26 protein-coding genes are annotated in these 26,826 nt (G+C 72.5%); 19 read left to right on the top strand and 7 right to left on the bottom strand.

Annotated elements, in window-relative coordinates:
• The first annotated feature begins 3 nt into the window (after positions 1–3).
• Both resB and ccsB read left to right on the top strand, forming a co-directional pair.
• Positions 4–1,824 (top strand): cytochrome c biogenesis protein ResB, encoded by a 1,821-nt coding sequence (gene resB / locus J116_RS11175; protein ID WP_023587160.1) that lies wholly within the window; start codon positions 4–6, stop codon positions 1,822–1,824.
• Positions 1,821–2,909: a c-type cytochrome biogenesis protein CcsB gene (gene ccsB / locus J116_RS11170; RefSeq protein WP_023587159.1), complete on the top strand. Its 1,089-nt coding sequence runs from the start codon at positions 1,821–1,823 to the stop codon at positions 2,907–2,909. Before resB ends, ccsB begins: the two co-directional genes overlap by 4 nt.
• 117 nt (positions 2,910–3,026) lie before the next feature.
• Here ccsB and J116_RS11165 read toward each other — a convergent pair whose 3' ends face one another.
• From J116_RS11165 to J116_RS11155, 3 genes are all read right to left on the bottom strand, one after another.
• Positions 3,027–4,577 carry an ABC transporter substrate-binding protein gene (locus J116_RS11165; RefSeq protein WP_023587158.1) on the bottom strand — a complete coding sequence of 517 codons (1,551 nt, stop codon included), beginning with the start codon at positions 4,575–4,577 and terminating at the stop codon, positions 3,027–3,029.
• Between the two features lie 5 nt (positions 4,578–4,582).
• Positions 4,583–6,832, bottom strand: a complete 2,250-nt coding sequence (locus J116_RS30870) for a hypothetical protein (RefSeq protein WP_023587157.1) — start codon at positions 6,830–6,832, stop codon at positions 4,583–4,585.
• 464 nt (positions 6,833–7,296) lie between these two features.
• Positions 7,297–7,707, bottom strand: a complete 411-nt coding sequence (locus tag J116_RS11155; protein WP_023587156.1) for a PLD nuclease N-terminal domain-containing protein — start codon at positions 7,705–7,707, stop codon at positions 7,297–7,299.
• A 214-nt stretch (positions 7,708–7,921) separates the two neighbouring features.
• Between J116_RS11155 and J116_RS11150 the strand changes: the two genes are divergently transcribed.
• The 5 genes from J116_RS11150 to J116_RS11130 all read left to right on the top strand — a co-directional run bounded on the left by J116_RS11150 (position 7,922) and on the right by J116_RS11130 (position 12,214).
• Positions 7,922–9,373: a menaquinone biosynthesis decarboxylase gene (locus J116_RS11150; RefSeq protein WP_023587155.1), complete on the top strand. Its 1,452-nt coding sequence runs from the start codon at positions 7,922–7,924 to the stop codon at positions 9,371–9,373.
• Positions 9,370–9,876: a hypothetical protein gene (locus J116_RS11145; RefSeq protein WP_023587154.1), complete on the top strand. Its 507-nt coding sequence runs from the start codon at positions 9,370–9,372 to the stop codon at positions 9,874–9,876. The genes J116_RS11150 and J116_RS11145 overlap by 4 nt, the downstream gene beginning before the upstream one ends.
• Positions 9,873–10,805, top strand: a complete 933-nt coding sequence (gene mqnP, locus J116_RS11140) for a menaquinone biosynthesis prenyltransferase MqnP (RefSeq protein WP_023587153.1) — start codon at positions 9,873–9,875, stop codon at positions 10,803–10,805. The genes J116_RS11145 and mqnP overlap by 4 nt, the downstream gene beginning before the upstream one ends.
• Positions 10,806–10,848: 43 nt before the next feature.
• Positions 10,849–11,409, top strand: a complete 561-nt coding sequence (locus J116_RS11135; protein WP_023587152.1) for a Uma2 family endonuclease — start codon at positions 10,849–10,851, stop codon at positions 11,407–11,409.
• Positions 11,410–11,533: 124 nt separating this feature from the next.
• Positions 11,534–12,214 carry a UbiX family flavin prenyltransferase gene (locus tag J116_RS11130; protein ID WP_023587151.1) on the top strand — a complete coding sequence of 227 codons (681 nt, stop codon included), beginning with the start codon at positions 11,534–11,536 and terminating at the stop codon, positions 12,212–12,214.
• 10 nt (positions 12,215–12,224) lie between these two features.
• Here J116_RS11130 and J116_RS30105 read toward each other — a convergent pair whose 3' ends face one another.
• A complete protein-coding gene (locus J116_RS30105) occupies positions 12,225–12,383 on the bottom strand; it encodes a hypothetical protein (RefSeq protein WP_023587150.1) in 159 nt (52 codons plus the stop codon).
• A 115-nt stretch (positions 12,384–12,498) separates the two neighbouring features.
• Here J116_RS30105 and J116_RS11125 point away from each other — a divergent pair, with 115 nt between their 5' ends.
• From J116_RS11125 to J116_RS11095, 7 genes are all read left to right on the top strand, one after another.
• A complete protein-coding gene (locus J116_RS11125; RefSeq protein WP_023587149.1) occupies positions 12,499–12,954 on the top strand; it encodes an Lrp/AsnC family transcriptional regulator in 456 nt (151 codons plus the stop codon).
• Between the two features lie 117 nt (positions 12,955–13,071).
• Positions 13,072–14,235, top strand: a complete 1,164-nt coding sequence (gene mqnE, locus J116_RS11120; protein ID WP_023587148.1) for an aminofutalosine synthase MqnE — start codon at positions 13,072–13,074, stop codon at positions 14,233–14,235.
• 130 nt (positions 14,236–14,365) lie between these two features.
• On the top strand, positions 14,366–15,016 hold the full coding sequence (locus J116_RS11115) for a UdgX family uracil-DNA binding protein (protein WP_023587147.1): 651 nt from the start codon (positions 14,366–14,368) through the stop codon (positions 15,014–15,016).
• A gap of 26 nt (positions 15,017–15,042) precedes the next feature.
• On the top strand, positions 15,043–15,582 hold the full coding sequence (locus tag J116_RS11110; RefSeq protein WP_023587146.1) for a GNAT family N-acetyltransferase: 540 nt from the start codon (positions 15,043–15,045) through the stop codon (positions 15,580–15,582).
• Between the two features lie 71 nt (positions 15,583–15,653).
• Entirely contained in the window at positions 15,654–15,947 is a 294-nt protein-coding gene (locus tag J116_RS11105) for a DUF4229 domain-containing protein (RefSeq protein ID WP_023587145.1), read from the top strand.
• 507 nt (positions 15,948–16,454) lie between these two features.
• Positions 16,455–17,801, top strand: a complete 1,347-nt coding sequence (locus tag J116_RS11100; protein ID WP_028963926.1) for a dicarboxylate/amino acid:cation symporter — start codon at positions 16,455–16,457, stop codon at positions 17,799–17,801.
• 319 nt (positions 17,802–18,120) lie between these two features.
• Complete coding sequence (locus tag J116_RS11095) at positions 18,121–18,693, top strand: TetR/AcrR family transcriptional regulator (protein WP_051203706.1); 573 nt, start codon at positions 18,121–18,123, stop codon at positions 18,691–18,693.
• A gap of 230 nt (positions 18,694–18,923) precedes the next feature.
• Here J116_RS11095 and J116_RS11090 read toward each other — a convergent pair whose 3' ends face one another.
• Both J116_RS11090 and J116_RS11085 read right to left on the bottom strand, forming a co-directional pair.
• The gene (locus tag J116_RS11090) at positions 18,924–19,349 is read right to left on the bottom strand and encodes a DnaJ family domain-containing protein (protein ID WP_023587142.1); all 426 of its coding nucleotides are present in this window, start codon (positions 19,347–19,349) and stop codon (positions 18,924–18,926) included.
• Positions 19,350–19,491: 142 nt separating this feature from the next.
• Entirely contained in the window at positions 19,492–19,695 is a 204-nt protein-coding gene (locus J116_RS11085; protein ID WP_023587141.1) for a cold-shock protein, read from the bottom strand.
• 284 nt (positions 19,696–19,979) lie between these two features.
• On the opposite strand from J116_RS11085, the gene J116_RS11080 reads away from it, so the two are divergent.
• Positions 19,980–20,843, top strand: coding sequence for a menaquinone biosynthetic enzyme MqnA/MqnD family protein (locus J116_RS11080; RefSeq protein ID WP_023587140.1), 864 nt, complete (start codon positions 19,980–19,982; stop codon positions 20,841–20,843).
• Between the two features lie 93 nt (positions 20,844–20,936).
• Here the strand turns inward: J116_RS11080 and J116_RS11075 are convergent, their stop codons facing one another.
• A complete protein-coding gene (locus J116_RS11075; protein ID WP_023587139.1) occupies positions 20,937–21,998 on the bottom strand; it encodes an alpha/beta hydrolase in 1,062 nt (353 codons plus the stop codon).
• A gap of 256 nt (positions 21,999–22,254) precedes the next feature.
• Between J116_RS11075 and J116_RS11070 the strand changes: the two genes are divergently transcribed.
• The 4 genes from J116_RS11070 to J116_RS11055 all read left to right on the top strand — a co-directional run bounded on the left by J116_RS11070 (position 22,255) and on the right by J116_RS11055 (position 26,766).
• On the top strand, positions 22,255–24,093 hold the full coding sequence (locus J116_RS11070; RefSeq protein ID WP_023587138.1) for a serine/threonine-protein kinase: 1,839 nt from the start codon (positions 22,255–22,257) through the stop codon (positions 24,091–24,093).
• A gap of 63 nt (positions 24,094–24,156) precedes the next feature.
• Entirely contained in the window at positions 24,157–25,356 is a 1,200-nt protein-coding gene (gene mqnC / locus J116_RS11065; protein ID WP_023587137.1) for a cyclic dehypoxanthinyl futalosine synthase, read from the top strand.
• 7 nt (positions 25,357–25,363) lie between these two features.
• Positions 25,364–25,969: an imidazolonepropionase-like domain-containing protein gene (locus J116_RS11060; RefSeq protein WP_023587136.1), complete on the top strand. Its 606-nt coding sequence runs from the start codon at positions 25,364–25,366 to the stop codon at positions 25,967–25,969.
• A gap of 95 nt (positions 25,970–26,064) precedes the next feature.
• Complete coding sequence (locus J116_RS11055) at positions 26,065–26,766, top strand: demethylmenaquinone methyltransferase (RefSeq protein ID WP_023587135.1); 702 nt, start codon at positions 26,065–26,067, stop codon at positions 26,764–26,766.
• Positions 26,767–26,826 lie beyond the last annotated feature (60 nt).

Raw genomic sequence — 26,826 nt, 5'->3', positions numbered from 1 at the left:
ACCATGAGCAACACCGAACACACCGGCGGAACCGGGCGCACCGGCACGGACGCGCCCGGCGAGCGGACCCCCGCCACCCGGACCGCCGACGCGCAGGCCCTGGACGCGCAGGCCCTGGACGAGCAGTCCATCGGCGCCGCCGGGGAGCGGCTGTCCACCGCCCCCGCGCAGGACCCCGAGACCGCGTCCACCGTGCTCCCCGCCCTCGGCCTCACCGGCTGGGTCCGCTGGTTCTGGCGGCAGCTGACCTCCATGCGGGTCGCGCTGATCCTGCTGTTCCTGCTGTCCCTCGCCGCGATCCCCGGCTCCCTCATCCCGCAGACCGGCGTGGACGAGATGAAGGTCAACGCCTTCAAGGAGTCCCACAAGACGCTCACGCCGATCTACGAGAAGCTCCAGCTTTTCGACGTCTACACGTCGGTGTGGTTCTCCGCGATCTACATCCTGCTGTTCGTCTCCCTCATCGGCTGCATCCTCCCGCGCAGCACGCAGTTCGTCGGCCAGCTGCGCAGCCGCCCGCCGGGCGCGCCCAAGCGGCTCACCCGCCTCCCCGCGTACACGACCTGGCGCACCGAGGCCGAACCCGAGGGGGTCCGCGAGGCGGCCGTGAAGGTGCTGCGGAAGCGGCGGTTCCGGGTCCACGCGTCCGGTGACGCGGTCGCGGCCGAGAAGGGCTACCTCCGCGAGGCGGGAAACCTCGTCTTCCACATCGCGCTGATCGTGATGCTCCTCGCCTTCGCCGCCGGGCAGCTGTTCCGCTCCGAGGGCGGCAAGCTCATCGTGGAGGGCGACGGCTTCGCCAACACGCTGAGCCAGTACGACGACTTCCGGTCCGGCTCCCTGTTCGCCCTGGACGACCTCGGACACTTCAGCTTCGAACTGAAGGAGTTCACCGGCACGTACGAGGCGACCGGCCCGCAGCGCGGCACGCCCCGCACGTTCGAGGCGGCCGTCACGTACTCCGAGAAGGGCGGCCCGGACAAGAACGCCGTCATCCGCGTCAACGAGCCGCTCAAGGTGGACGGCGCGAAGGTGTACCTGATCGAGCACGGGTACGCCCCCGTCGTCACCGTCCGGGACGGCAAGGGCGAGATCGTCAGCCAGGGTCCCGTGCCGCTGCTGCCGCTCGACGCCAACGTCACCTCGCAGGGCGTCCTCAAGGTGAAGGACGGCTACAAGGACAAGAGCGGCAAGCGCGACCAGCTGGGCATCCCGATGTTCTTCGTGCCGACGTTCGCCGGCGAGGGGCAGGGCCAGATGTTCTCCGTCTTCCCCGCGCTCGTGGACCCGCGCCTGAGCGTCTCCGCCTACCACGGCGACCTGCGCGCCGACTCGGGCGTGCCGCAGAACGTGTACCAGCTCGACACGTCCAAGATGAAGCCGTTCAAGGACGCGCGCGGCGACATCCTGAAGAAGCAGCTCAAGCCCGGTGAGACCTTCACGCTCCCCGACGGGGCGGGCTCGATCACCTTCGAGCGGGAGATCAAGGAGTGGGCCAGCTTCCAGATCAGCCAGCAGCCGGGCAACGGCTGGGCGCTCACCGGCGCCGTCGCCGCGATCCTGGGCCTGATGGGCTCGCTGTTCATCCAGCGGCGCCGCGTCTGGGTGCGGGCCGTGACGGCTGAGGACGGTGTGACCGTCGTGGAGATGGCGGGCCTCGGGCGCAGCGAGTCGTCGAAGCTCGCCGAGGAGCTGGCCGAGCTGGCGGACCAGGTCCACTCCGTGGTGCCGACCGCGCCGGACGCCGGTGCCGCTCACACGGACGACGCCGAGAACCCCGAACCCGCCGAAGAGGCTGTTCCCGCCGAAGGGGCATCGCAGTGATCATCGCCGCCGCCAACGAAGACCTGGCGAACATCAGCAACACCCTCGTCTACTCGGCCATGGCCGTGTACACGCTGGCGTTCCTCGCCCACATCGCCGAGTGGGTGCTCGGCAGCCGCAGCAAGGTCGGCCGCACCGCCGCCGCCCTCACCGCGACGGCGAGCACCCGGACCGGGGCGCCCGCCGTCCAGGTGCGCGGCAAGCAGGGCGCCGGTACCGCCGTGCTGGACAAGCCCGAGATCGTCACGCGCGGCGCGGCCGGTGCGCGGGACGTGCCCGACGGCCCCGGCGCGGCCGCGGGCGACGAGAAGGGCGACCTGTACGGGCGCATCGCCGTGTCGCTCACCACCCTGGCGTTCCTGCTGGAGGCGGGCGGTGTCGTCGCCCGCGCCCTGTCGGTGCAGCGGGCGCCGTGGGGCAACATGTACGAGTTCTCGCTGACGTTCTCGACCGTCGCCGCAGGTGCGTACCTCGCCTTCCTCCTCGCCGGGAAGAACGTCCGCTGGCTGGGCCTGCCCCTGGTCACGACCGTCCTGCTCGACCTGGGCCTCGCCACCACCTGGCTGTACACCGAGAGCGACCAGCTCGTCCCGGCCCTCGACTCGTACTGGCTGTGGATCCACGTCTCCACCGCCATCTTCTGCGGCGCGGTCTTCTACATCGGCGCCGTCACCACGCTGCTGTACCTGCTGCGCGACAACTACGAGGCGAAGGTCGCGGGCGGCGGCAAGCCGTCCGCGTTCACCCGCTCCGTCATGGAGCGGCTGCCGTCTGCCGCGACGTTCGACAAGTTCGCGTACCGGGTCAACGCCGCCGTCTTCCCGCTGTGGACGTTCACGATCATCGCGGGCGCCATCTGGGCCGGTGACGCCTGGGGCCGCTACTGGGGCTGGGACGCCAAGGAGGTCTGGTCCTTCATCACCTGGGTCGCCTACGCCGCGTACCTGCACGCCCGCGCGACCGTCGGCTGGAAGGGCCGCAAGGCGTCGTACATCGCCCTGATCGCCTTCGCCTGCTGGCTGTTCAACTACTACGGCGTCAACCTCTTCGTGAACAGCCTGCACTCGTACGCGGGCGTGGAGTAGGCGCGCCGCCCGGGCACCCTGCCCCGGGCACCCTGCCCCGGAGCCCGCCCCGGCACCCGCCTCGGCAGCGGGCGCCGGGGCACTCGGCGGCCCCGGGTACGGCGGACGACGCCGTACTCAACTCCGCGGCATGCGCACGCACTCGTCGTCCGGGGGTTGGCCCTCCGGCCAGGCCATCCTCACGAACCGGGGCCCGCCTCGCGTCAGCTGCACCACCGGTACCGCCTTGTTGTACGGGTTGCCGTGGTTGTCCAGGCAGATCCAGCCGCTCGCGCCCTCCACCTTCAGCGAGCCCTTGATGTCCGGCCACAAGTCCCGCACCTCCTTCAGCGGGGGGATCATCTCGCCGTCCGGCGTCGCCTCCCGGATGGCCTGCACGGCCAGCGCCATGGCGTCGTACGCGATGATCGCCTGTCCGTCCGAGAGGGTCGTCGGCCCGAGCGGCCCCGCCGGCTCCTTCGTCACGTCGTCCAGCGCCCGGACGAACGCGTCGTACGCCTCCGCCGACCCGCCCGTCTTCGGCGGCTGGTAGCCGGGCCGGGCCCGCCACGCGTCCGGATGCGCGAGGGCCGCGTACTGCACCGTGAGGCCGCTCTCCAGCGCCGCGCGGTCCAGCTGCGGGTCCGTGCCCAGGTACGAGCCCTCGTCGCCGGTCAGCAGCAGGAACTTCCGCTCCTTGCAGCCCCGGGCGCCCAGCGCGTTGATGAACTGCCGCAGCTGCGTGTGCCGCCCGGCGAAGAACACCGTCTCCGTGGGCATGATGCACAGGTCCTGGGTGATCCGCCGGAACCTGAGGGGCGTCGTCCCCTCGGCGTTCGGGTCCGTATCGGAGGTGAACACCCGCGGCTCGTACGCGTGCCGGCCAAGCAGCTGCGAGAACGCCTTCCTCAGCGTGTCCGTGTAGTGGTCGCCGGTCCGCGTATCGTGCACCATCAGCGTCTTCTCCGGGTCCACCGGGCCGAGCCGGGTCAGCGCCTGCGCCTCGTCGCCGTTGGTGGGGGAGACCCGGGCGAGGCCGGGGAAGGGCTGCCCTCCGGGGCCGTTGGCGATGTCGTCGGCGGTGATGGTGGTGCCGACCACCGCGATGCCCTTGCCGGTCAGCTCCCCGACCGCGCTGCGCACCTCGGTGCTGCTGGTCGCGATGCCGGACACGGCCCGCAGGTGGTGCGGTTCGCCGGTCATGTTCTTCAGCTGTTCGACGGCCGTCTTCCAGTGGAGGTTGTCCTTGCCGGTGTTGGCGAGGACGAGGCGGATCTTCGGGGTCTCGTTGTTGTGCCGGTTGGCCCGGTACTGCTGGGCGAACGCGCCGTGCAGCTCGTTCAGCACCTTCTCGCGCAGCCCGGGACTGGTGGACGTGAGCGGCAGCAGCAGGGCGACCGTCGTGTACTGGCCGTCCTTCAGCGCGGCGTTCTCCCGGCCGATCGCGTCCGCGACCAGGGTGAGGCGCGACTCGCCGAAGTCGTAGCCGTCTCCGGCCGTGGCGACGCCGACGCACTCCTCGCTGCCGACCGGACGAGCCACGCCCGGGGCACACGAGCGGTCCTCGGGCTTGGTGACGCGCTGGACGACGGTGACGGTGCCCCAGGCGAGCAGGGCGAGGACCACCACACTGGTGACGATCTTCTGGCGGACGGTGTAGAAGAGGCGGTACCGGAAGGGGTTGTCCATGCTCGTCAGGCTCCGTCCTCGCTGCCCGGCGGCGACGACGGCGCTCGCCAGGCCCGTATGTCCCTCGGCCAGTGGGTGGCCGCGTCCCACAGCGGAAGGCTGCCGGTCAGATGGCGGCCCGACAGCTGGCGCAGCTCGTGTGCCATCCGCTCGATCACGTCGTCGTCGGGCAGCGCCAGCGGGTCGGTGAGCAGCCACACCGCGTGCAGCAGCCGCCGCACCGACTGGTGCAGGGCCTTCGCCGCCTCGTCGAGACCGGTGAGCGCCTCGACGGGGCCCGGGTCCCTCCCGAGCGCGACGGCCCGGCGGGGATCGGGCCCGGAGCGGTGGGGGACGCGGGGGTACGGCGCCGTCGCGACGAACAGCAGCCGGTCCAGCCAGGCCCCCACGTCCGGGTCGGCGAAGCCGTCGCGCAGGGCGGCCACCGCGCCGTCCACGCGCCCGAGCGCCAGTTCCTGACGGAGCCGGTACGGGGCGGGGCGCGGGCCGTAGTGGGCGAGCAGCGTCTCGTGGACGGCCCGCCACGCGGCGTACACCGGGGCGTCGCCGTCCTGGAAGCGGAGCCGGTGCAGGAGCAGGGCGCGCAGCAGCGGGTCGGCCACGAAGTACGAGGGCACGGCCCCCGTACGCCCCCCGGCCCCACCCGGCCCACCGGCCGCACCGAACCCGGACCCGGCCCCCGCGCCGCCCGGTCCCGTACCGCCCCCGGCCGTACCGCCCCCGGCCGTACCGTCCCCGGCCGTACCGCCCGAGCCCGCACCGCCGCCGGAAGTCCCGCCGCGCGCCGCGCCCGCGAGCCAGCCGTCGCCCCGCAGCGCGTCCCGCAGCCGCAGCGTCACGTCCCCGTCCACGGACGCGGCCCGCAGCCGGGTGCGGGCCAGCGCCCGCGCCGACTCCTCGTCGTGCGCGGCCGCCAGTACGGTCAGCGCGGCCGCCTCGTCGCGGCGCAGCTCAGGCAGCAGCTCGGCCAGCAGCGTGTCGGCGACCGGCACGGCGGGCGCGTCCTCCCGCACCTCGACCGCCAGGTCCAGCAGCGAGCCCGGCGTGAGCGTGCCCCGCTCCCCTGCGGGGGCCTCGCCCGCGGCCTGCCCGAGCAGCGCCACGGCCAGCGGCCGCCCGCCGGTCAGCCGGTGCACCGCGCCGGGCAGTTCGGGCGGTGTGCGCCCGGCCGGGTCGTACCGGTCGAACAGGGCCCGCGTCTGCGCCGGGCTCAGCGGGGTCAGCTCCACCGCGAGGATGCCCGACGTGATGTCCGTGCCGCGCGGGCAGGGCGCCCGGTGCGCGACCTCGGGTAACCGCAGGCGGGTCGCGCGGCGCAGCCCCTCGTGGGCCCGGTCGCGGGACGCGGCGATGACGACGGTCTGGTCGCGGCGGCCGTCCGCGCGGTCCCGCAGGATCGGCTCGACCAGGCGGCGGCCGAGCGGCAGATGGGCGTTGTCCAGCAGGATCACCGGGCGGCCGCGCCGGGTGCCGAGCCGGGTCAGGCCGGTGTACGCGCGGCGCAGGTCCTCGACGAGGGCGCCCACGAGGAAGTCCTCCGCGTCGGTCCTGCGCGGCCCGCCCTGCGCGAAGTCCACGGCGAGCTGGCGCAGGCCCATCTTGCCGTTGCCGCCGGCGCTGCGGTAGGAGCCGTACCAGGTCTCGGAGCGGCGCTGGGAACGGCCGAACACGTCCTCAAGGACGGTCTCCACCGTCGCCTCCGCGAGGACCCCGGCCATCGGCGCGGCGCCCTCGGCGACCTTCGCGGCGAGCTTGGCGAGGACCTTGCCGACCCAGGCGGTGGCCATGCCGCGCGACTCGTCCACCGTCGAGAGGACCGGCCCGAGGCGCTGGAGGTCACGGCGGGCCCGCTCGTCGTCCTCCTGGGACCAGCTGATGCTGGTGACCGCGGCGAGGCCCAGGGCGAGGCGCGGGAACTCCACGGGCCGCGCCGACAGCACCCGCGGCGACAGCTGCACGGCCAGCTCGCCGAGGGCGCCGGTGACCGGGCTCCAGCCGGGGCCGTGCTCGGCGGGCTCCTCCAGGCGCCCGCAGTCGAGGAGGGCGAGCGGGGTGCCGCGCCGGTAGGCGTTGCGGATCTGCTTGAGCAGCGCGGTCTTCCCCATGCCCCGGCCGCCGGTGAAGACGGTGACCGGCGGGTCGTCGCCGTGCTCGTGGCGGACGCCCGCGAAACCGTACGGGGCGAGGCCGGTCAGACGCGCGACGAGACCTGACGGGTCCAACACCGCCTCACGGCCGTACAGCTCTCTGTCCACCCGCCACCCCCCGGTGCAGCGTCAGCGCCACAAGACAGGTCCTGTCACACCATCAGCCGCAGAATAGCCTTGGGTGGCCGGGGTGTCGCGGAGAGTTTCCGAACCGGCGCCAACCGATGCCGTACCGAGTCCTCCTTGGCGTCGACGCGCCAACCGGCCCCGCGTCAGCGGCGTTTGGCCGGAACACCGGGGCCCGCGCCCCGGCCGTCGCCACGATTGTGGGCAGGCGTTCCTCCCCCCTGGTCGAGCGAAGCCGAGATCCTGGGGGAGGTTGGGCACAAGGGGTGCCCCGTGCAGCCGGGTCGCGCGCCAGTACCTCGCCCCGGTGCGGGGAGCCCTGCTCAGGGCACCGTGCCACGTTGTGCCCACCCGTTCCGCCCCAGCGGAACGACTGCCCACAACGTGCGGTGCGCGGACTTCATCGGCGCTCGGAACGGGAGTCGGCCGTCCGCGGCCGGTCGGTGTCAGGGCTGCTTCGGGCCCTCGTCGCCCTTGCCCGCGGCGCCGCCCTCGCCCTGCTCGCGGCGCTTCAGCTCCTCCTCGCGGCGGCGGAGGTCGGCCTCCCAGTCCTTGAGGAGCGACTCGTCCTTCTCCTCGCGGAGGGACTTCAGGAACTCGGGGTTGTCGTCGGGCGCCACCCACTGGGTGCGGTGGTTGCGGTGCCACCCGCCGGGCGTAAGGCCGCCCGCGGGGGAGCGCCGCGTCCTGCCCGCGGCCAGCCAGACGATGGGGCCGACGATCCAGAACAGCAGGATGATGAAGACCCACGCCACCTTGGGCAGGTGCTTGGCCTCGTCCTCGGGGGTGTTCAGGCAGTCGATGAACGCGTAGATGGTCAGCGCGATCGGCAGGATGAACATCAGTGCCCTGAGCATGTGGGACAGCCCCCTGATTCCGCTAGCGGGCCGCGCACGCAACCCCCGATGACACTTCCAGGGTATCGGCAACCCCCGACACCCCTCCCTCCCGCGCTCCGGGCTCCCGCGCTCCGACCTCCCCACGGCCGCCTCGCGCCCGCATCGGGCCCGGGGGGGCGAAACGGGCGGGCCGGGCGCGGGCGGGAGGCGGGCCTCCGGGATACTGGGGGACATGGCTTACGACGATCTTCGCTCGCTGCTCCGGGCCCTCGAACGCGACGGCGACCTCAAGCGCATCAAAGCCGAAGTGGACCCGCACCTGGAGGTCGGGGAGATCGTCGACCGGGTCCAGAAGGCCGGCGGCCCCGCCCTGCTGTTCGAGAACGTCAAGGGCTCGTCGATGCCCCTGGCGATGAACGTGTACGGCACCGACCGCCGCCTCCTCAAGGCGCTCGGCCTCTCCTCGTACGACGAGATCAGCGAGAAGATCGGCGGGCTGCTCAAGCCCGAGCTGCCCAGCGGGTTCGTCGGCGTGCGCGAGGCGTTCGGGAAGCTCGGCGCCATGACCCACATCCCCCCGCGCAAGGTGAAGGACGCTCCCGTCCAGGAGGTCGTCCTGCGCGGCGACGAGGTGGACCTCGACAAGCTGCCCGCGCTGTTCACCTGGCCCAAGGACGGCGGCTCGTTCTTCAACCTGGGCCTCACCCACACCAAGCACCCCGAGACCGGCGTGCGCAACCTCGGCCTCTACCGCCTCCAGCGCCACGACCGCCGCACCATCGGCATGCACTGGCAGATCCACAAGGACAGCCGCAACCACTACCAGGTCGCCGCCCGGCGCGGCGAGCGGCTGCCCGTCGCCATCGCGTTCGGCACCTCGCCCGCCGTCACGTACGCCTCGACCGCCCCGCTGCCGGAGGACATCGACGAGTACCTGTTCGCCGGGTTCCTCCAGGGCAAGCGCATCGACATGGTGGACTGCAAGACCGTCCCGCTCCAGGTCCCCGCGAACGCGGAGGTCGTCCTGGAGGGCTGGATGGAGCCCGGCAAGATGCTGCCGGAGGGCCCGTTCGGCGACCACACGGGCTTCTACACGCCGCAGGAGGAGTTCCCGGCGCTCACCATCGACTGCGTCACGATGCGCCGCCGCCCGCTGCTCCAGTCGATCGTCGTCGGCCGCCCGCCGACCGAGGACGGGCCGCTGGGCCGCGCGACGGAGCGGTTCTTCCTGCCCCTCCTCAAGATCATCGTCCCGGACATCGTGGACTACCACCTGCCGGAGTCGGGCGGCTTCCACAACTGCGCGATCATCTCGATCGACAAGAAGTACCCGAAGCACGCCCAGAAGGTCATGCACGCCGTCTGGGGCGCCCACATGATGTCGCTGACCAAGCTCGTCGTGATCGTCGACGCCGACTGCGACGTCCACGACCTGCACGAGGTCTCCTGGCGCGCCCTGGGCAACGTGGACTACTCCCGCGACCTCACCGTCGTGGAGGGCCCCGTCGACCACCTCGACCACGCCTCGTACCAGAAGTTCTGGGGCGGCAAGGCCGGAATCGACGCCACCCGCAAGTGGCCCGAGGAGGGATACGTGCGCGACGGCGGCTGGCCCGAGATGGTCGAGTCCGACCCGGCCGTCGCCGCCAAGGTGACCCGGCGCTGGAAGGAGTACGGACTGTGAGCCCCGTCCCCGTGGGCGGCCCGGCCCTCTTCATCGGCACCGACACCGCGTACGTCGCCCTCGTCCGCCCCGAGCTGGACCCGGACGACCCGGGCGTCCGGCTCGCCGCCGAGCAGGCCGGGGTGGACCCGGCCGAGTTCGCGGGCCCCGGCGGCGTGTGGGCCGTGATGGTCGAGACCGAGGGCGAGGGCGGCGGGTTCGAGCTGCCCGGCGTACGCGACGCCGAACCGGCCCACTTCGCCGAGCGGCTGCGCGCCGGACTGGCCGCCGCGTCCGCCCCCGGCGCCGCACCGGGCCCCTTCACCGTGGACGGCGGCGCCGTGCTGCGCCTGGACGCCCGCCCGGCCGGTGCGGACGCGTACACGTTCACCGCGCACGTCACCCCGCCCGACGCCGACGACGCCCCCGACACGTACGGGCCGCGCACGGTCGAGACGGGCCCCGTGCCCACCGCCGGGCTGCTGGCCGACCTCGACGCGTTCCTCGGGAGCCTCGCATCATGACGACCACCGACGGCGTCACCGGCCCGGCCGCCCCCGCGCCGGGGGCGCCCGCCGCGACCGGCAGGGTGAAGACCTTCCTGCGCCTGGTCATGATCGAGCACTCGGTCTTCGCGCTGCCCTTCGCGTACATCGCCTCGCTCACGGCCATGTACCTGGACGGCGGCCGCGTGGACGGGTGGACGCTGCTGCTCGTCACGGTCGCGATGGTGGGGCTGCGCACCTTCGCCATGGCCTGCAACCGGATCATCGACCGGGAGATCGACGCCCGCAACCCCCGCACCGCCGGGCGCGAGCTGGTCACGGGCGCGATGTCGGTGCGGTCCGCGTGGGCCGGGGCGCTCGTCGCCCTCGCCGTCTTCCTGGGCGCCGCGGCGCTGCTCAACCCGCTGTGCCTGATGCTCGCGCCGATAGCGGTCGTCCCGATGGTCGTCTATCCGTACGGCAAGCGGTTCACGAACTTCCCCCACGCGATCCTCGGTCTCGCCCAGGCCATGGGCCCGGTCGGCGCCTGGCTCGCCGTGACCGGCGCGTGGTCGTGGGACGCGGTGGTCCTTGGCCTCGCCGTCGGCGTGTGGATCGGCGGCTTCGACCTGATCTTCGCGTGCCAGGACGTGGACGCGGACCGGGCGCACGGCGTCATGTCCGTACCGGCCCGCTTCGGCATCCCGGCAGCCCTGTACGGGGCGCGCGGCGCGCACGTCGTCACGATGGGCCTCCTCGTCTGGTACGCCCTGCTGACCGGCGCGGGGGCGTGGTTCTGGACCGGCCTCGCGATCGTCGCGGGGGCCTTCCTGTACGAGCACTCGATCGTGCGGCCGGGTGACCTGTCCCGCCTGAACCGGGCGTTCTTCACGGTCAACGGCTTCATCGGGATCGCCCTTTTCGGGTGCGCCCTGATCGATCTGGTGGCGCGTGGTCTGACCGTCTGAACACCGTCTGGCCTACCATCGGGGGCAGGACAGGGAGGCTGACGTGACCACCCCGCAGACCGAACACCTGCACTCGCAGCTCAGCCGGTTCGAGGACATGTTCCCCGGCTATCGGACCGAGATCGTCGAGGGCAACATCATGATGAGTCCCGTTCGGGCCTTCCACGCGAAGACCATCCGCCTCGTGTGGAACCTCCTGGAGCCGCAGCTGCCGCCGGAGTGGAGCTGCGTCAGCGACGTGGCGTTCCCCTTCAGCGCGGACTTCGAGTTCTGCCCGGACCTCGCGGTCATCCCGGCGGCGGAGGAGGCGCGCAACCTCAGTGCCTACTCCCCCGACCTGATCGAGCTGGCCGTGGAGGTCGTCCCGCCGAGCAGCGTGCGCAACGACTACGAGGTCAAGGACCGCCAGTACGCGGCCCGGGGCATCGCCCACTACCTGATCCTCGACCCGTGCGAGGGCCACCTCGCCACGCGCTGGAACCCCGGTCCCGAGGGCTACCGGGGCCGGGACCTCGTCCCGTACGGCGGCAAGGTCGTCGTCGACACGGGGATCGGCCGGCTGGCCATCGACACGAGCGGCCTGCCGGTGGACCCGGGCGCCTGACGCCCCGGCCGCTCCGCACGCGGCCCGCCCTCCGCCGTACCGGGGGGCGTTCACCGCCCGTACCGGGGCCGAGGTGGCCACCGCGCGCGGTGACCTGCGACGGCGGGCGGATAGGCTCGTCGGCGTGGAGCCGGTAGATGAGCAGCGTCGTCGTCCGTGGGTAGTCGGAGTGTCCGGGGCGTCGGGGACGCCGTACGCGGCAGCAGTGCTGCGCGGACTGATCGCGGCGGGGGAGAGCGTGGACCTGGTCGTGTCCCGCGCCTCGCGGCTGACCCTGCTGGACGAGACGGGGATCGCGTTCCGGGACGCGCACTGGCGCGAGGACCTGGAGGAATGGCTGTCGCGCGGCGCCGACGGCAAGCCGCGCACCTTCGACGTGGACGTGGCCGGGGCGGACCTGCGGCACTGGGCGGCGGGCGACCTGGCCGCGGGGCCGTCGTCGGGGTCGTACCCGGCGAAGGGGATGCTGATCGTGCCCGCGTCCACGGCCTGTGTGGCCGGGGTGGCGCTGGGACTGTCGAAGGACCTGTTGCAGCGGGCGGCGAGCGTGGTGCTCAAGGAGCGCCGCCCGCTGGTCGTGGCCGTGCGGGAGACCCCGCTGAACGGGCAGACGCTCAGGCACCTCGTGGCGCTGGACGAGGCGGGCGCCGTGGTGCTGCCCGCCTCTCCGGCGTTCTACGCGGGGGCGACGCACATCCAGGACCTGGTGGACTTCGTCGCCGGGCGGGTGCTGGACGCGGCAGGGGTGCCGCACCGGCTGTACCGCCGCTGGAAGGGAGAGCTCGGTGGCTCCCGGAAGGACTGACGGTTCGGCGTCAGCGCTTCTTCGTACGGATCGTGGTGGTGCGCCGCTCGACGGCCGCCTCCTGGCGGGCCGACACGGCTGCCTTGCGGACACGCGAGCGATGGGCCTGCTCCTGCATGGAACGCATGTGGGCGTAGGCCATCTCGATCGTGTACACGGTGAGTGTCATCTCCTGAAGGATCGTCGTTGATCGATTGAGTGAATCGCAGGGAAACAGCCCCTGTGTGCCTTAGATTCTACACCTGTACTTGATGGATTGCTGATTAATGGAAGGCTTCAGGCATATGGACGCCGTGGATAGGCAGCTCATCCAGGCTCTGCGGGAGAACGGCAGGGCCTCGTACGCCGAGCTCGGCCGCCTCGTGGGGCTCTCCGGGCCCTCCGTCACCGACCGCATCAACCGCCTGGAGGCGGCCGGTGTCATCACCGGCTACCGCGCGACCGTCGACTCCGCCTCGCTGGGCCTGGGTGTCACGGCGCTGATCGGCATCTCCCTCTCCGACGCGGCCGACCACGAGGACGTGGCGCGCAGGCTGAAGGACCTGCCGGAGATCGAGGACTGCTGGTTCATCGCGGGCGACGACTCGTACATGCTCAAGGTCCGCGCCAGCGACGTGGACGGCCTGGAGAAGATCATCCGTCGGCTCTCCGGCACCAAGGGCGTCTCCCGCACCCGCACGACGATCGTGCTGTCCACCAAGTGGGAGAACCGCGTCGGCGACCTGCCCGAGGAGGACTGACCGCTCAGCGGCGGCGGGTGCGGGCGGGTGCTTCCGCCCGGAAGGCGGGGGAGTACGGTGGGTGGGGCCCGTGGGGCCGCAGATGACGTTGGTAGAGGCAGTGGGAGGCGGAGCCGTATGGACGCGGGGCTCAAGCGCGAGCTGGAGGAGAAGGTCCGGTCCGGGGAGCGGCTGACCCGCGAGGACGGCATCGCCCTGTACGAGTCTGACGACCTCGCCTGGCTCGGCGGCCTCGCCCACGAGGTGCGCACGCGCAAGAACGGCGACGTGGTGCACTTCAACGTCAACCGGCACCTCAACATGACCAACGTGTGCACGGCCTCGTGCGCGTACTGCTCGTTCCAGCGGAAGCCGGGCGAGAAGGACGCGTACACGATGCGCATCGAGGAGGCCGTCCGGCTCGCCAAGGCGATGGAGTCGGAGAACCTCACGGAGCTCCACATCGTCAACGGGCTCCACCCCAACCTGCCGTGGCGCTACTACCCGCGGTCGCTGAGCGAGCTGAAGAAGGCCCTCCCGAACGTCTCCCTGAAGGCGTTCACCGCCACCGAGATCCACCACTTCGAGAAGATCTCCGGCATGCCCGCGTCCGAGATCCTCGACGAGCTGATCGACGCGGGTCTGGAGTCGCTGACCGGCGGCGGCGCGGAGATCTTCGACTGGGAGGTCCGCCAGCACATCGTGGACCACGACACCCACTGGGAGGACTGGTCGCGCATCCACCGGCTGGCGCACTCCAAGGGCCTCAAGACCCCGAGCACGATGCTCTACGGGCACATCGAGGAGCCCCGCCACCGGGTGGACCACGTGCTGCGGCTGCGCGAGCTCCAGGACGAGACGGGCGGCTTCCAGGTCTTCATCCCGCTGCGGTACCAGCACGACTTCGTGGACATGAAGGACGGCAAGATCCGCAACCGGCTCCAGGCGCGGACCACGATGGCGACGGGGGCCGAGGCGCTGAAGACCTTCGCGGTCTCCCGCCTCCTCTTCGACAACGTCCCGCACGTGAAGGTCTTCTGGGTCATGCACGGCGTCCAGACCGCGCAGCTCGCGCTCCAGCACGGGGCGGACGACATGGACGGGTCGGTGGTCGAGTACAAGATCACGCACGACGCGGACAACTACGGCACGCCGAACAAGCTGACGCGGGACGACCTGCTGGAGCTGATCCGCGACGCGGGGTTCCGGCCGGTGGAGCGGAACACGCGGTACGAGATCATCCGCGAGTACCCGGGCCCCGACGAGTCCCGCCGCGAGTCCCCCCAGCCCATGCGCCTCTGACCCCTGGAGCGGCCGGGCACGGTGCCCTGACCAGGGCGCCCGCACCGAGGTGCGGTACGGGTGCACGGAGCCCCGGGGCGGGCCCGGCACGGGGGCGTGACGGGCGGGCGCGGCGGGGTACCCGGCGGGTATGGGACGTACCGGCAGGACCGAGGAGGCGTACGACGCCGGCCCCTTCGTGCCGGACAACGCCCCCGACCTCGACACCCTCCGCACCGCCGCGGCGGGCTGCGAGGGCTGCCCCCTGCACGCCCCCGCCACCCGGACGGTCTTCGGCGAGGGCAACCCGCACGCCCGCGTCCTCCTCATCGGCGAGCAGCCCGGCGACCAGGAGGACCGCCAGGGCAAGCCGTTCGTCGGCCCGGCCGGCCGCCTGCTCGACCGCGCCCTGGAAGAGGCGGGCATCGAACCGGACGACACGTACACCACCAACGCCGTCAAGCACTTCAAGTTCACCCAGGTCCCCGAGCGCGGCAAGCGCCGCATCCACAAGTCGCCCACGCTCCGCGAGACGACCGCCTGCAAGCCCTGGCTGGACGCGGAGATGAGCCTCCTGGACCCGGACGTCCTCGTCGCCCTCGGCGCGACCGCGGGCAAGGCGCTGCTCGGTTCCCGCTTCCGGGTGACGGAGCGGCGCGGCGTGCTCCTCCCGTACGAGGAGCGCGGCGAGTGCCTCGTCGCGACGATCCACCCCTCCGCCGTTCTCCGCGCCGACGACCGCGACGCGATGTACGAGGGGCTCGTCGCGGACCTCCGGGTCGCCGCCCGCGTCCTCGGCTGAACCGCCGGGCGCCTATCGTCGGGGGCATGGCGCTCAACTTCGTACTGGACCCGCCCGTCGACCAGCACCTGCGCGACGGCGTCCTCACCCTGTGGACGGACGTCACCAACGCGGGCGGCGCCGTCGGCTTCGTCCCGCCCGTGACCCCGGAGGACGTCCGCCCGCAGTGGGTGGAGCACCTGGCCGCGATGAGCGAGGGCCGCATGCGGCTGCTCGCCGGGTACGACGAGGACGGCTCCGTCGCCGCCACCGCATTCATCACCTTCAACACCCACCGCCTCATGGCCCACTGGGTGTGGCTGTACACGGTCATGGTCCACCCCCGACACCACGGCAACGGCCACGGCCGCGCCCTCCTCGCCGCCTGCGAGGACGCCGTACGCGGCATGACGTACGGCGACGGCCGCCCCTTCGAGGCGATCCGGCTCACCTGCCGCGGCGGCCTCGGCCTGGAGCGGTTCTACGCGTCGTGCGGCTACAAGGAGATCGGCCGAGCCCCGGACGCCATCAGGATCGGCGAGGGCGAGTACCGGGACGACGTCTTCATGCTCCTCCCCCTGAACTGATCCATTCCGCCCGTGCTTCACTAGTCGGGCAGAACCGCGGTACGGAGTACGGAGAAGGAAGAAGGCCCATCGTGACCGCCACCACCAGGTCGAGCGCCACCCTCAAGTACACGCTCATGCGATTCGGCGTCTTCGTCGGATGCTTCGTCGTCCTGTACGCGCTGGTGTACTTCGGCCTCATCCCGCGTGGGCTCGGCAACTCCAACGCGCTGTGGGTGCTGCTGCTCTCCATCGTCGTGTCGGCGCCCCTCAGCTTCGTCCTGCTGCGGCGGCAGCGCGACGCGATGTCGGAGCAGATCGTCGAGAAGGTCGGCACCGCCAAGGCCCGCCTGGAGGCCAACCGCACGCGCGAGGACGGCGTGTAGGAGCGGCTCCACAGGACGGCGTCGTACGGGACGCGCGCGGGGCGACGGCGTACGCGTCCCGTCCGAGCGGTTGTAGCGTTCGTCACACCACCCGCCCCACCGCCACCACCCCGGACCGGAACACTCCTTCCCGGCCGGGGTGTTGTCATTCCCAGGCCCCTGGCCGCGCCCGCCTGTCAAAGAATGGCTTTGAGTTCCTCAAAGTTCGGGTGTTAACGTTTTCGGCATGAAGACCGCAGTGCGCCACCGCCACACGACCGCGAGCGTCCCGCTCGTGGCGCGCCTGCACGTCGATCTGTGCCTCTGCGCGTCCGCGACCTGTTGTCGCCGCGAGGTCTGAGCCCTACGCCCGCTGGACCCGTCGCCCGGTCGCCCCGCACCGGTCCCGAGGCCGCGCCGCCGCCCCGTGCGTGAGCCGCCGCCGCCCCGGGGCCGTAGGCGAGGAGCCGTACGGGTAGACCCCCTCCGCAAGCCCCGAGTCCGTACCCCCTCACGCCCTCCAGGAGTGTGTCCGTGTCCGCGCCCGCGCCCGCGTCCCCGCGCCGCATACCCAAGGTGCCCTTCTGGGCCCAGATCGTCGCCGGTCTCGTCCTCGGTGTGGTCCTCGGCTGGATCACCCGCAGCTACGACGTCCAGTGGCTGTACACCACCCTCGACAAGGTCGGCCACATCTTCGTCCAGCTGCTGAAGCTGGCCGTGGCCCCGCTGGTCTTCTTCGCGATCCTGGTGTCCATCACCAACCTGCGGAAGGTCAACAACGCCGCGCGGCTGGCCTCCCGCACGCTCCTCTGGTTCATGATCACGTCGCTGATCGCGGTCGTCATCGGCCTCGTCCTCGGTCTGCTCACCAACCCCGGCGCGGGCACCGGCCTGACCCCGAAGGACGGCAAGAAGCCGGAGAACGCCGGTTCCTGGCTGGACTTCCTGACCGGCATCATCCCGACGGACGTCATCACGCCGTTCACCGAGCTGAACGTCCTCCAGATCGTCTTCATGGCCGCCGTCGCCGGTATCGCCGCGCTGAAGCTGGGCGAGAGGGCCCAGCCGATCCTCACCTTCGCCGAGTCCGTCCTGGAGCTGCTCCAGAAGGCCCTGTGGTGGGTCATCCGCCTCGCCCCCATCGGCACGGTCGGCCTCATCGGCTACGCCATCGCCGAGTACGGCTGGCACCTGATCGGCAAGTACGCCACCTTCACCGCCGACGTGTACATCGGCTGCGCCCTGGTGATCTTCGGCGTGTACCCGCTGCTGCTCGCGACGGTCGCCAAGGTCAACCCGCTCCAGTTCTTCAAGGGCGCCTGGCCCGCGATCCAGCTGGCCTTCGTCTCCCGCTCGTCCGTCGGCACCATGCCGGTCACCGTCAAGGTCACCGAGCGGCTCGGCGTGCCGAAGGAGTACACGTCCTTCGCCGTCCCGTTCGGCGCGACCACCAAGATGGACGGCTGCGCCGCGATCTACCCGGCGCTCGCCGCGATCTTCATCGCGCAGATCTTCGACGTACAGCTGGGCGTCAAGGAGTACCTGCTCATCGCGCTGGTCTCGGTGATCGGCTCGGCCGCCACGGCGGGCCTGACGGGCGCGACGGTCATGCTGACGCTGACCCTCTCCACGCTCGGCCTGCCCCTGGAGGGCGTCGGCCTGCTCATGGCGATCGACCCGGTCCTCGACATGATGCGCACGGCCACGAACGTCGCCGGACAGGCGCTCGTCCCGGTGATCGTCGCCGCGCGTGAGAAGATCCTCGACCTCGACGCGTACAACTCGGCGTCGGCCTCTCCGGTCGACGGGTACGACACGCGGGAGGCGTCCCCGGCCCAGGCGACGGCCCCGGCCAAGGCCACGGCCACCGCCTGACCCGGCCACCCTCCTCGCGACGCCCCGTGCCCCCCGCCGAACCCCGGCGGGGGGCACGGGTGTCCGGTCGGTGATCTCCGGCGCCGCGCTCGCGCGCTGCCGGACACGAGAGAGGTGGGGGCGCTTGAACCAGGCGAGCGACGGCACGGGAACCCGCGGACGCCCGGCCGGGCCCTACGGGGTGGCGGGGGCGTACGGGGGAACGGGGTCCTACGGGGGGACGGCGCGGCACGGCACCGGCCCCGGCCATTCGACCCGTACGGGGACCGCCCCGCCCCCCGCCCCGAAGCGGCTTCCGAGGGCGGTCCGGGAGCGGCAGATACTGGACGCGGCGGTGCGGGTCTTCGGGCGGCGCGGGTACCGGGCGGCGTCCATGGAGGAGATCGCCGAACTGGCGGGCGTGTCCAAGCCGCTGGTGTACCTGTACCTCCACTCCAAGGAGGACCTGTTCACCGCCTGCCTGCGCCGCGAGGCCGCAGCTCTGATGGCCGCCGTCCGGGCGGGCGCGGGCGGCCCGGGGAAGGGCGGCGTGCCGGTGGACGAGGGCCTGTGGGCGGCCCTGATGGCGTTCTTCACGCACACGACGGGCAACCCGGACGGCTGGGCGCTGCTGCACCGCCAGGCGCGCACGCACGGCGAGCCGTTCGCGGCGGAGGCGGCCACGCTGCGGACGGAACTCACGGACCACGTCACGTCCCTGATCACCAGGGCGTCCACCGGGCCCCTCACCCCGCGCGAGGCGACGGCCCTGTCCCACGCCCTGGTGGGAGCGGCGGAGTCCCTGGCCGACTGGGCCAACTCGACCCCGGCCGCCACCCCCGAAGAAGCCGCCCGAACCCTCCTCCACCTCACCCGCCCGGCCTTGTCGTCCCCTCGCACCCGGCGACGCTGAGAGGCGCACCGCGCCGCCGACAGGCGCCCCTCACCAGGGGAACAGCGGTGTTCCGATGACACCTCTCGTCCTCCGGCGCGGGGTGGCAGAGAGCGCCTCGGAGGAGGGAAACGGGCGAGGGTCTCGCGGGCAGGGGTGAGCTCTAGGGTGATCTCGACGCCCCGCCCCGGCGGCCGCGTGTGCCGGGCCGTATCGCCGCGGGCGGTGATCCGGGGCCGGGGGAGGGGGCGTCAGTGGTTTCGGCCGTCGTCGGTCGGCTTGTCGCGGGAGGCGCGCCAGTCGGCCAGGAGGGCTTCCACGTCGAAGGGGCGCAGGTTCAGGGGCGGGCCGGGGGGCGGGCGGCGGATGGCCGCGGCGATCTTCTCGTTGATCTCCGCGACGACGCGGCGCACCTGGGCCTCGGAGACCGCGCGGCCGACCGCCTCAAGGGCGTCCTCGGCCTCCTTGCGGAGGGCGAGCGTCGGCGGGAGGGCGGACAGGCCCTCGCGGTTCATCTTGCCCTTCACCCACCACAGCTCGTCGTACGGCGCCGTGTCGTCGGGGAGGGGCTTGCCCAGGCCGGACAGGTGCGCGAACTCGCCGCGTTCGGCCGCCTCGCGGATCTGCTTGTCCACCCATGACTCGAAGGTCACCCCAGGGGGTTTGCGGTCCGTCATACGGCCAGGGTAGGCCGAGCGGGCCAAAGCGCGGGGGAGAACTCTGGGAAACAAAGGCAGAGGTCCGCCTCCCGCATCGAAATGCGGAAGGCGGACCCCTTAGGTACTGCTAAGTCGTGCGCGATTCGCCGACCCTGCCCAATCAGGCCGGGGTGACGTTCTCCGCCTGCGGGCCCTTCGGGCCCTGCGTGACGTCGAAGTTCACGGCCTGGTTCTCCTCGAGGGAGCGGAAGCCAGACGCGTTGATCGCGGAGTAGTGGACGAAGACATCCGGGCCGCCGCCGTCCTGGGCGATGAAGCCAAAGCCCTTTTCAGCGTTGAACCACTTGACGGTTCCGGTAGCCATAAGCCCTCCTTGGGCCAAAGGGTTGCCCTGCTCCAGAACCTGCAAACAAGTCTGAAAACTACAAAAGCCTGCGGGTCACATGCTCCGCAGGCTCTGTACTGCAAGGGAAACCAAACTGCAACTTGCGTCGAGCCTAGCACGCGGTCTCCGTAGATGGGTAGAGGTAAAGATCACCCCATCGAGAAGTCACCCGGATGTTTGAACGCGGCGGAAGCGGGTCCGGGGCGGCCCGGCACGTCCACCCGGTGAGACGGAGCAGGCAGGGCGGGGTCTAGCCTCGCGATGTGGACACATCTCGGCGGACCCGGCCGCGCGTCGGGCACATCCAGTTCCTGAACTGCCTGCCCCTCTACTGGGGACTGGCCCGCACCGGCACACTGCTCGACCTGGAGCTGACCAAGGACACGCCCGAGCGGCTCAGCGAGCAGCTCGTGGAGGGCTCCCTCGACATCGGGCCGATCACCCTCGTGGAGTACCTGCGCCACGCCGACCGGCTGGTCGCCTTCCCCGACCTGGCCGTCGGCTGCGACGGGCCCGTCATGTCCTGCGTGATCGTCTCCCAGCTGCCCCTGGAGCGACTGGACGGGGCGCGGGTCGCGCTCGGCTCCACCTCCCGCACCTCCGTGCGCCTCGCGCAGCTCCTGCTCGCCGAGCGGTACGGCGTCGCACCCGACTACTACACCTGCCCGCCCGACCTGGGGCTGATGATGCAGGAGGCGGAGGCGGCCGTGCTGATCGGCGACGCCGCGCTGCGCGCCTCCCTGCACGACGCGCCGCGCCTCGGCCTCCAGGTCCACGACCTGGGGCTGATGTGGAAGGAGTGGACCGGGCTGCCGTTCGTGTTCGCCGTGTGGGCCGTGCGCCGCGACTACCTGGAGCGGGAGCCCGCCGTCGTGCGGAAGGTGCACGAGGCGTTCCTGGCGTCGCGGGACCTGTCGCTGGAGGAGGTCGGCAAGGTCGCCGAGCAGGCCGCGCGGTGGGAGGCGTTCGACGCCGAGCTGCTGGAACGGTACTTCACCACGCTCGACTTCCGGTTCGGCCCCGACCAGCTCGCCGGCGTGCGTGAGTTCGCCCGCAGGACCGGCCCGACGACCGGGTTCCCCGCCGACGTGCGGGTCGATCTGCTCGGCGGCGGGGAGGGGGACTGAGCCGGGGCGGGTGAGGGGAGACCCGCAGGACCGGGCGGCCCGCGGCCGGGGCGGCCCGCCGACCGCCCCGGCCCACGGGAGGGGACGGGACGGTCAGGAGGACGGGACCGGGGCCTGCATGTGCTCGCTGATCCACTGGATCGAGCCGTCGCCCATGCCCTTCACGTACGTCCGCGCGTTGTGGCCGCCGTCCTGGATGACCTCCAGGCGGGTCTTCACCGGGCCCTTGCCGTAGTCCCTGATGAACGACCGCAGGTTGGTCAGACCCGACTCCCTCGTGCCGATCTGGAAGGCCAGATACACGTCCTTGCCGGGTGAAGAGGGCTGGGCGGAGAGGGCCTTGGCGAGTTTTTCCGGGTCGTTCGCGGCCTTTTCCGCCTCGTGCCCCGCCCACAGCGGCGAGTCGGGAACGGTGTCCGGACCCGAGGCGATCACCGCCTTGAACTTCTCCGGGTGCTTCAGCACCGACTTCAGCCCGACGAACGCCCCCGACGACGAACCCATGAACGCCCAGCCGTCACGCGAGTCGAACGTACGGAAATTCGCCCTGACGAAATCGGGAACGTCCTCCGTCATCCAGGTGCCCATCTTGGGGTGGCCCGGGATGTCGCTGCCGTCGTAGTAGTGCTTGTCGTCCGGGTTGAGCACCGGCATCACGACGATGAACGGCAGGCTCTTTCCCTCCCTGGACCACTTGCTGATGCTGCTCTGGAGCTTCAGATCGGTGCCCATCCAGTAATTCTTCGGGTAGCCGTTGCCGCCGGGGAGGGCGATCAGCACGGGGAAGCCGCTGGCGGCGTACTCGGCCTCGAAATACTGCGGGGGCGCCCAGACCCACACCTTGCCCGAGAAGCCGGACTTCCGGCCCTCCAGCGTCGTCACGCCGATCTTCGTGCCGTCGTCCACGGTGTTCTCGGTCGTGAACTCCGCCTTCGGGCCGGTCGGCATCAGCGTCGCCGGGACGGGCGGCCGGCCCGGCTTCCCGGGCTCGCCGGGCTTCGCGGACGGCCGGCCCGCCCGGCCGCCGTCGCCCCCCGCGGGCGCGGCGGAGGCCGAGGGGGTGTCGAACGAGACGGGCTCCCCCGAGCAGCCCGAGGCCAGCGCGAGGGAGCCGAGGACGGCGGCGGTCACGAGGGTCGTGAGCGGACGTTTCATGGTGGTGCACTCCGGGTTCGGGTGGGCGGTCGTGGCGCGGTCTCCGGCAGGGGCGGGGGTCTGCGGACCACGGCCAGATAGATGGCCGTACGGGACGACCGGTTGGCCCGGCGGCGCGGGCAATCCCCGCCACCCCGCCCGCCGGGGCCTCTACGCTGCTGTCCGGCACGGCGGTACGGACGCGGCGGTACCGGGGTACGGGGGCGCGTCGTGCGCGAGCGGAGTCTCGGGCACCGGAGCGGGGGGAGCGGGGCGGATGCAGCCGCTGGAGGCGGGCGAACCGCGGGCGATCGGCCCGTACCGGCTGCTGGGCAGGCTCGGGTCGGGCGGCATGGGCCGCGTCTACCTGGCCCGCAGCGAGGGCGGCCGCACGGTGGCCGTCAAGGTCGTGCACCCGCACTTCGCGCTGGACGAGGAGTTCCGCGCCCGGTTCCGCCGGGAGGCCGAGTCCGCCCGGCGGGTCGGCGGCCGCTGGACCGCGCCCGTCCTGGACGCCGACCCGGACGCGCCGGTGCCGTGGATCGCCACCGGGTACGTCGCCGGGCCCTCCCTCACCCAGGCGGTCGCCGGGCACGGCCCGCTGCCCGAGCGGTCGGTACGGGTGCTGGGCGCCGGTCTCGCGCAGGCCCTCGCCGCCGTCCACGCGCACGGCCTGGTCCACCGGGACGTGAAGCCGTCGAACGTGCTGCTCGCCCTCGACGGGCCCCGGCTCATCGACTTCGGCATCGCCCGCGTCATGGACGGCACCGCTTCGCTCACCTCCACCGGCGTGTCCGTCGGCTCGCCCGGCTACATGTCGCCGGAACAGATCGTCGGCGCGGCGGGCGGGAGCGGGGTGACCGGCGCGTCGGACGTCTTCTCGCTGGGCGCGGTGCTGGCGTACGCGGCGACGGGCACCGCGCCGTTCTCCGGCGACTCGTCGGCGGCGCTGCTGTACAAGGTCGTCCACGAGGAGCCCGAGCTGGACCCGGCGCTGACCGGCCCGCTGCGGGACGCCGTCGCCGCGTGCCTGGCCAAGGACCCGGCCGCGCGCCCCGCCCCGGCCGAACTGGCCGCGAGCCTGGCCACCGGCGCCGCCCCGGCGGGCGGGTGGCTCCCGGCGGCGCTGGTCGAGGAGGTCAGCCGCGCGGCGGTACGGCTGCTGGACCTGGAGCCGACGGAGGCCGGGGCGGGGGCGGACGCGGGGGCGTCGGGGCCGGTGCCGTTCAGCAGCGCGGCCGTCACCCCGCCCGTACCGGCCGCCCCGCCCGTACCGGCCGCCCCACCTGTACCGGCGACCCCGCCCGTACCGGCCGCCGAGCCCGTACGAGCCGCCGGGCCCGCGCCTGTCGCCGTGCCCGTACCGGCTGCCGCGCCCGAGTCCGTACCGCCCCCGCCCGGCGCCCCCGCGCCCGGCCGGCACCCCGACGCCCCAGGCCCCGCGCCCGGCCGGCACCCCGACGCCGCGTACGTCCCCGACGCGTACGTACCCACCATGGACGCCGTCCCGCCGCCCCGCGGCAGGCCCGTCTCCGTGTCCGTCAGCGCCGGGTCCGAGCCCGCGGGGCCGCGCGGCGGGCGGCGGCTCAGCTGCACCGTCGCCCTCGCCGTCGCGGGCGCCCTCGCCGCCGTGACCGTGGGCGCGGCCGTCCTGTTCGACGTGCTGCCGGGCGGCGGCACCCGCGATACCGCCCAGCCGCCCGCCCCCGACGCCGGGACGTCCGCCTCCGCCACCGGCGCGCCCTCCGGCGCCACCGTGCCGAAGGGGTTCACCGGCACGTGGAAGGGGCCGGCCACCGCGAAGGCCGGCGCCATCGGGGACATCCCGGCGGGCACGTTCACCGTGACGCTCAGGAGCGGCGGGGCCGGGCAGGCCGTCGGCCGGGTCGTCCAGCACGACATCCTCTCCAACCTCATCTGCGAGGACACCCTCGTCCTGCGCACCGCCACCGCCGACACCCTCGTCACCGGCAGTTCGCCCGGCGACGCGTCCACCGGCGTGTGCACCGGCGGCACCCACACGGTGACCCTGCGCCTCAAGGGCGGCAGGCTGCACTACGCCTCCGACGACGCGGCCGCCGGGCGCCCCCGCGCCACCCTGGACCGCGCGGATTAGCCGTCAGGGCGCTGGCGTAGGCTGGTCCGGTCCGTCCGCAAGCAGGCGAAAGGTACGCACCCGGTGACCGAGAAGGCCGACCTCCAGTCCGTTCTCGACCGCGCCGCCGCCGGTGGGCGGATCACGCCGGAAGAGGCGCTCGACCTCTACCGCTCCGCGCCGCTGCACGCCCTCGGCGCCGCCGCCGACGCCGCCCGGCGCCGCCGCTACGCCGGTACGGAGCACATCGCGACGTACATCATCGAGCGCAACATCAACTACACCAACGTCTGCGTCACGGCCTGCAAGTTCTGCGCCTTCTACGCCCCGCCGAAGGACACCGCCAAGGGCTGGACCCGCGACCTCGACGACATCCTGCGCCGCTGCGCCGAGACGGTCGAGCTGGGCGGCACGCAGATCATGTTCCAGGGTGGCCACCACCCGGACTACGGCGTGGAGTACTACGAGAAGCACTTCGCCGCCATCAAGGAGGCGTTCCCGCAGCTCGTCATCCACTCGCTGGGCGCGTCCGAGGTCGAGCACATGGCGCGGATCTCCGGCGTGAGCGTCGAGGAGGCCATCCGCCGCATCCACGCCGCCGGTCTCGACTCGTTCGCGGGTGCGGGCGCCGAGCTGCTGCCGGAGCGGCCGCGCAAGGCGATCGCCCCGCTGAAGGAGTCCGGCGAGCGCTGGCTGGAGATCATGGAGATCGCCCACAACCTGGGCGTCGAGTCCACCTCCACGATGCTGATGGGCACCGGCGAGACGAACGCCGAGCGCATCGAGCACCTGCGCATGATCCGCGAGGTGCAGGACCGGACGGGCGGCTTCCGCGCGTTCATCCCGTACACGTACCAGCCGGAGAACAACCACCTGAAGGGCCGCACGCAGGCCACGCTCTTCGAGTACCTGCGCATGATCGCCATCGCGCGGCTGTTCCTCGACAACGTCGCCCACATCCAGGGCTCGTGGCTCACCACGGGCAAGGAGGTCGGCCAGCTGTCGCTGCACTACGGCGCCGACGACCTCGGCTCGATCATGCTGGAGGAGAACGTCGTCTCCTCCGCCGGTGCCAGGCACCGCTCCAACCGGCTGGAGATCATCGACCTGATCCGCAAGGCGGGCCGCGTCCCGGCGCAGCGGACCACGACGTACGAGCACATCGTCGTCCACGACGACCCGGCGGACGACCCGGTGGACGACCGCGTCGTCTCGCACATCTCCTCCACGGCCATCGAGGGCGGCACGGCCCACCCCGAGCTGAAGCTCCTCGACGCCAACTGACGCGCGCGTGCTGACGATCCACACGGCGGGGGAGCGGGGCGGCGCCGTCGCCGTGGACGGCGCGCGGATCGCCGCCGTCGGCCCGTACGAGGAGCTGGCCGCCGTCCACCCGGGGGCCCGCGTCCGGCGCTGGCCCGGCGTCCTGACGCCGGGCCTGGTCAACGCGTACGGCCCCGAGCTGCTGGAGGCGGCGTACCACCCCGACCCGCGCGAGGCGGACGAGCTGGGCACCGAGCCGATCACGGGGCCCGCCCTGGCGGCGCTCGCCCTGACCGAGGCGCGCAGGGGCGGCAGCGCCCGGCGCGGCACGCAGCGGCTCCTGGCGCACGGCACGGTCGCCGTCGCGGGCGAGCCGCGCACCCCTGCCGTACGGGACGCGGTGCGGCGCGCCGGTCTCGGCGTCGTCCCGCGCGCGGAGCGGCCGGAGGGGGTGCCGTCGCTGGACCCGTTCGCCTCCGGAGGGCCCGTCGTGTGGGCCGGGCCGCTGCGGGCGGGCGGACCGGCCCGGTTCGCCGTCTTCGACGTGCCCGGCCTCGCGGAGCTGCCCGCCCGGGGCGCCGCCGCGTGCGTGGCCACGGTCCTGGACGGACGGCTGGTGTACCGGGCGGCGTGACCGGTGCGCGCGCCGGGCGCGCGGGGGCGGGCGGGTCTCCGACGCGCGGCCGACCGGGCGCGGGCGGGAGCGGGCCGCCTGCTTGAATGGATCGCGTGACCCGAGCAACGCTGGACAAGCAGCCGCACGAAGTCGCCACGATGTTCGACCACGTCGCGGCGAACTACGACCTCACCAACGACGTGCTCTCCCTCTTCCAGGACCGGCGCTGGCGACGGGAGGTGGCGCGGGCCGTCGACGCCCGCCCCGGCCAGCGGGTCCTCGACCTCGCGGCGGGCACCGGCACGTCCTCGCTGCCGTTCGTGGAGGAGGGCGCGTACGTCGTGCCGTGCGACTTCTCCCTCGGCATGCTCCGCGAGGGCAAGAAGCGCCACCCCTGGCTGCCGCTGACGGCCGGTGACGCGATGCGCCTGCCGTTCCGCGACGGCGTGTTCGACGCGGTGACCATCTCCTTCGGGCTGCGCAACGTCCAGGACACGGACGAGGCGCTGCGCGAGCTGTACCGGGTGACCAAGCCGGGCGGGCGCGTCGTGATCTGCGAGTTCTCGCACGCGACCTGGGCGCCGTTCCGCAAGGTGTACGAGGAGTACCTGATGCGGGCGCTGCCGCCGGTCGCGCGCGCCGTGTCGTCCAACCCGGACGCGTACGTGTACCTCGCCGAGTCCATCCAGAGCTGGCCCGAGCAGCGGGAGCTGGCGGCCATGCTCCAGAAGGCCGGCTGGTCGAAGGTCGCGTGGCGCAACCTGTCGGGCGGGATCGTGGCGCTGCACAGGGGCTTCAAGTCGCTGGACGCGTAAGGGATTTGACGGGGCGTCGCCAGGCTGGAGGATAGGGGGCTCGACCCGTCTCCCGGCATC

The organism is Streptomyces thermolilacinus SPC6 (genome assembly GCF_000478605.2).
Lineage (GTDB): Bacteria > Actinomycetota > Actinomycetes > Streptomycetales > Streptomycetaceae > Streptomyces > Streptomyces thermolilacinus.
This window is presented reverse-complemented; position numbering and strand designations above follow the sequence as displayed.

Coding starts and splice junctions, on each gene's coding strand:
- J116_RS30105 (WP_023587150.1), bottom strand. CDS start 12,383: ATGACACTCACCGTGTACACGATCGAGATGGCCTACGCCCACATGCGT.
- resB (WP_023587160.1), top strand. CDS start 4: ATGAGCAACACCGAACACACCGGCGGAACCGGGCGCACCGGCACGGAC.
- J116_RS11075 (WP_023587139.1), bottom strand. CDS start 21,998: ATGAAACGTCCGCTCACGACCCTCGTGACCGCCGCCGTCCTCGGCTCC.
- J116_RS11070 (WP_023587138.1), top strand. CDS start 22,255: ATGCAGCCGCTGGAGGCGGGCGAACCGCGGGCGATCGGCCCGTACCGG.
- J116_RS11150 (WP_023587155.1), top strand. CDS start 7,922: ATGGCTTACGACGATCTTCGCTCGCTGCTCCGGGCCCTCGAACGCGAC.
- J116_RS11085 (WP_023587141.1), bottom strand. CDS start 19,695: ATGGCTACCGGAACCGTCAAGTGGTTCAACGCTGAAAAGGGCTTTGGC.
- J116_RS11155 (WP_023587156.1), bottom strand. CDS start 7,707: ATGCTCAGGGCACTGATGTTCATCCTGCCGATCGCGCTGACCATCTAC.
- J116_RS11115 (WP_023587147.1), top strand. CDS start 14,366: ATGGGACGTACCGGCAGGACCGAGGAGGCGTACGACGCCGGCCCCTTC.
- mqnE (WP_023587148.1), top strand. CDS start 13,072: ATGGACGCGGGGCTCAAGCGCGAGCTGGAGGAGAAGGTCCGGTCCGGG.
- J116_RS11110 (WP_023587146.1), top strand. CDS start 15,043: ATGGCGCTCAACTTCGTACTGGACCCGCCCGTCGACCAGCACCTGCGC.
- J116_RS11165 (WP_023587158.1), bottom strand. CDS start 4,577: ATGGACAACCCCTTCCGGTACCGCCTCTTCTACACCGTCCGCCAGAAG.
- J116_RS11090 (WP_023587142.1), bottom strand. CDS start 19,349: ATGACGGACCGCAAACCCCCTGGGGTGACCTTCGAGTCATGGGTGGAC.
- J116_RS11125 (WP_023587149.1), top strand. CDS start 12,499: ATGGACGCCGTGGATAGGCAGCTCATCCAGGCTCTGCGGGAGAACGGC.
- mqnP (WP_023587153.1), top strand. CDS start 9,873: ATGACGACCACCGACGGCGTCACCGGCCCGGCCGCCCCCGCGCCGGGG.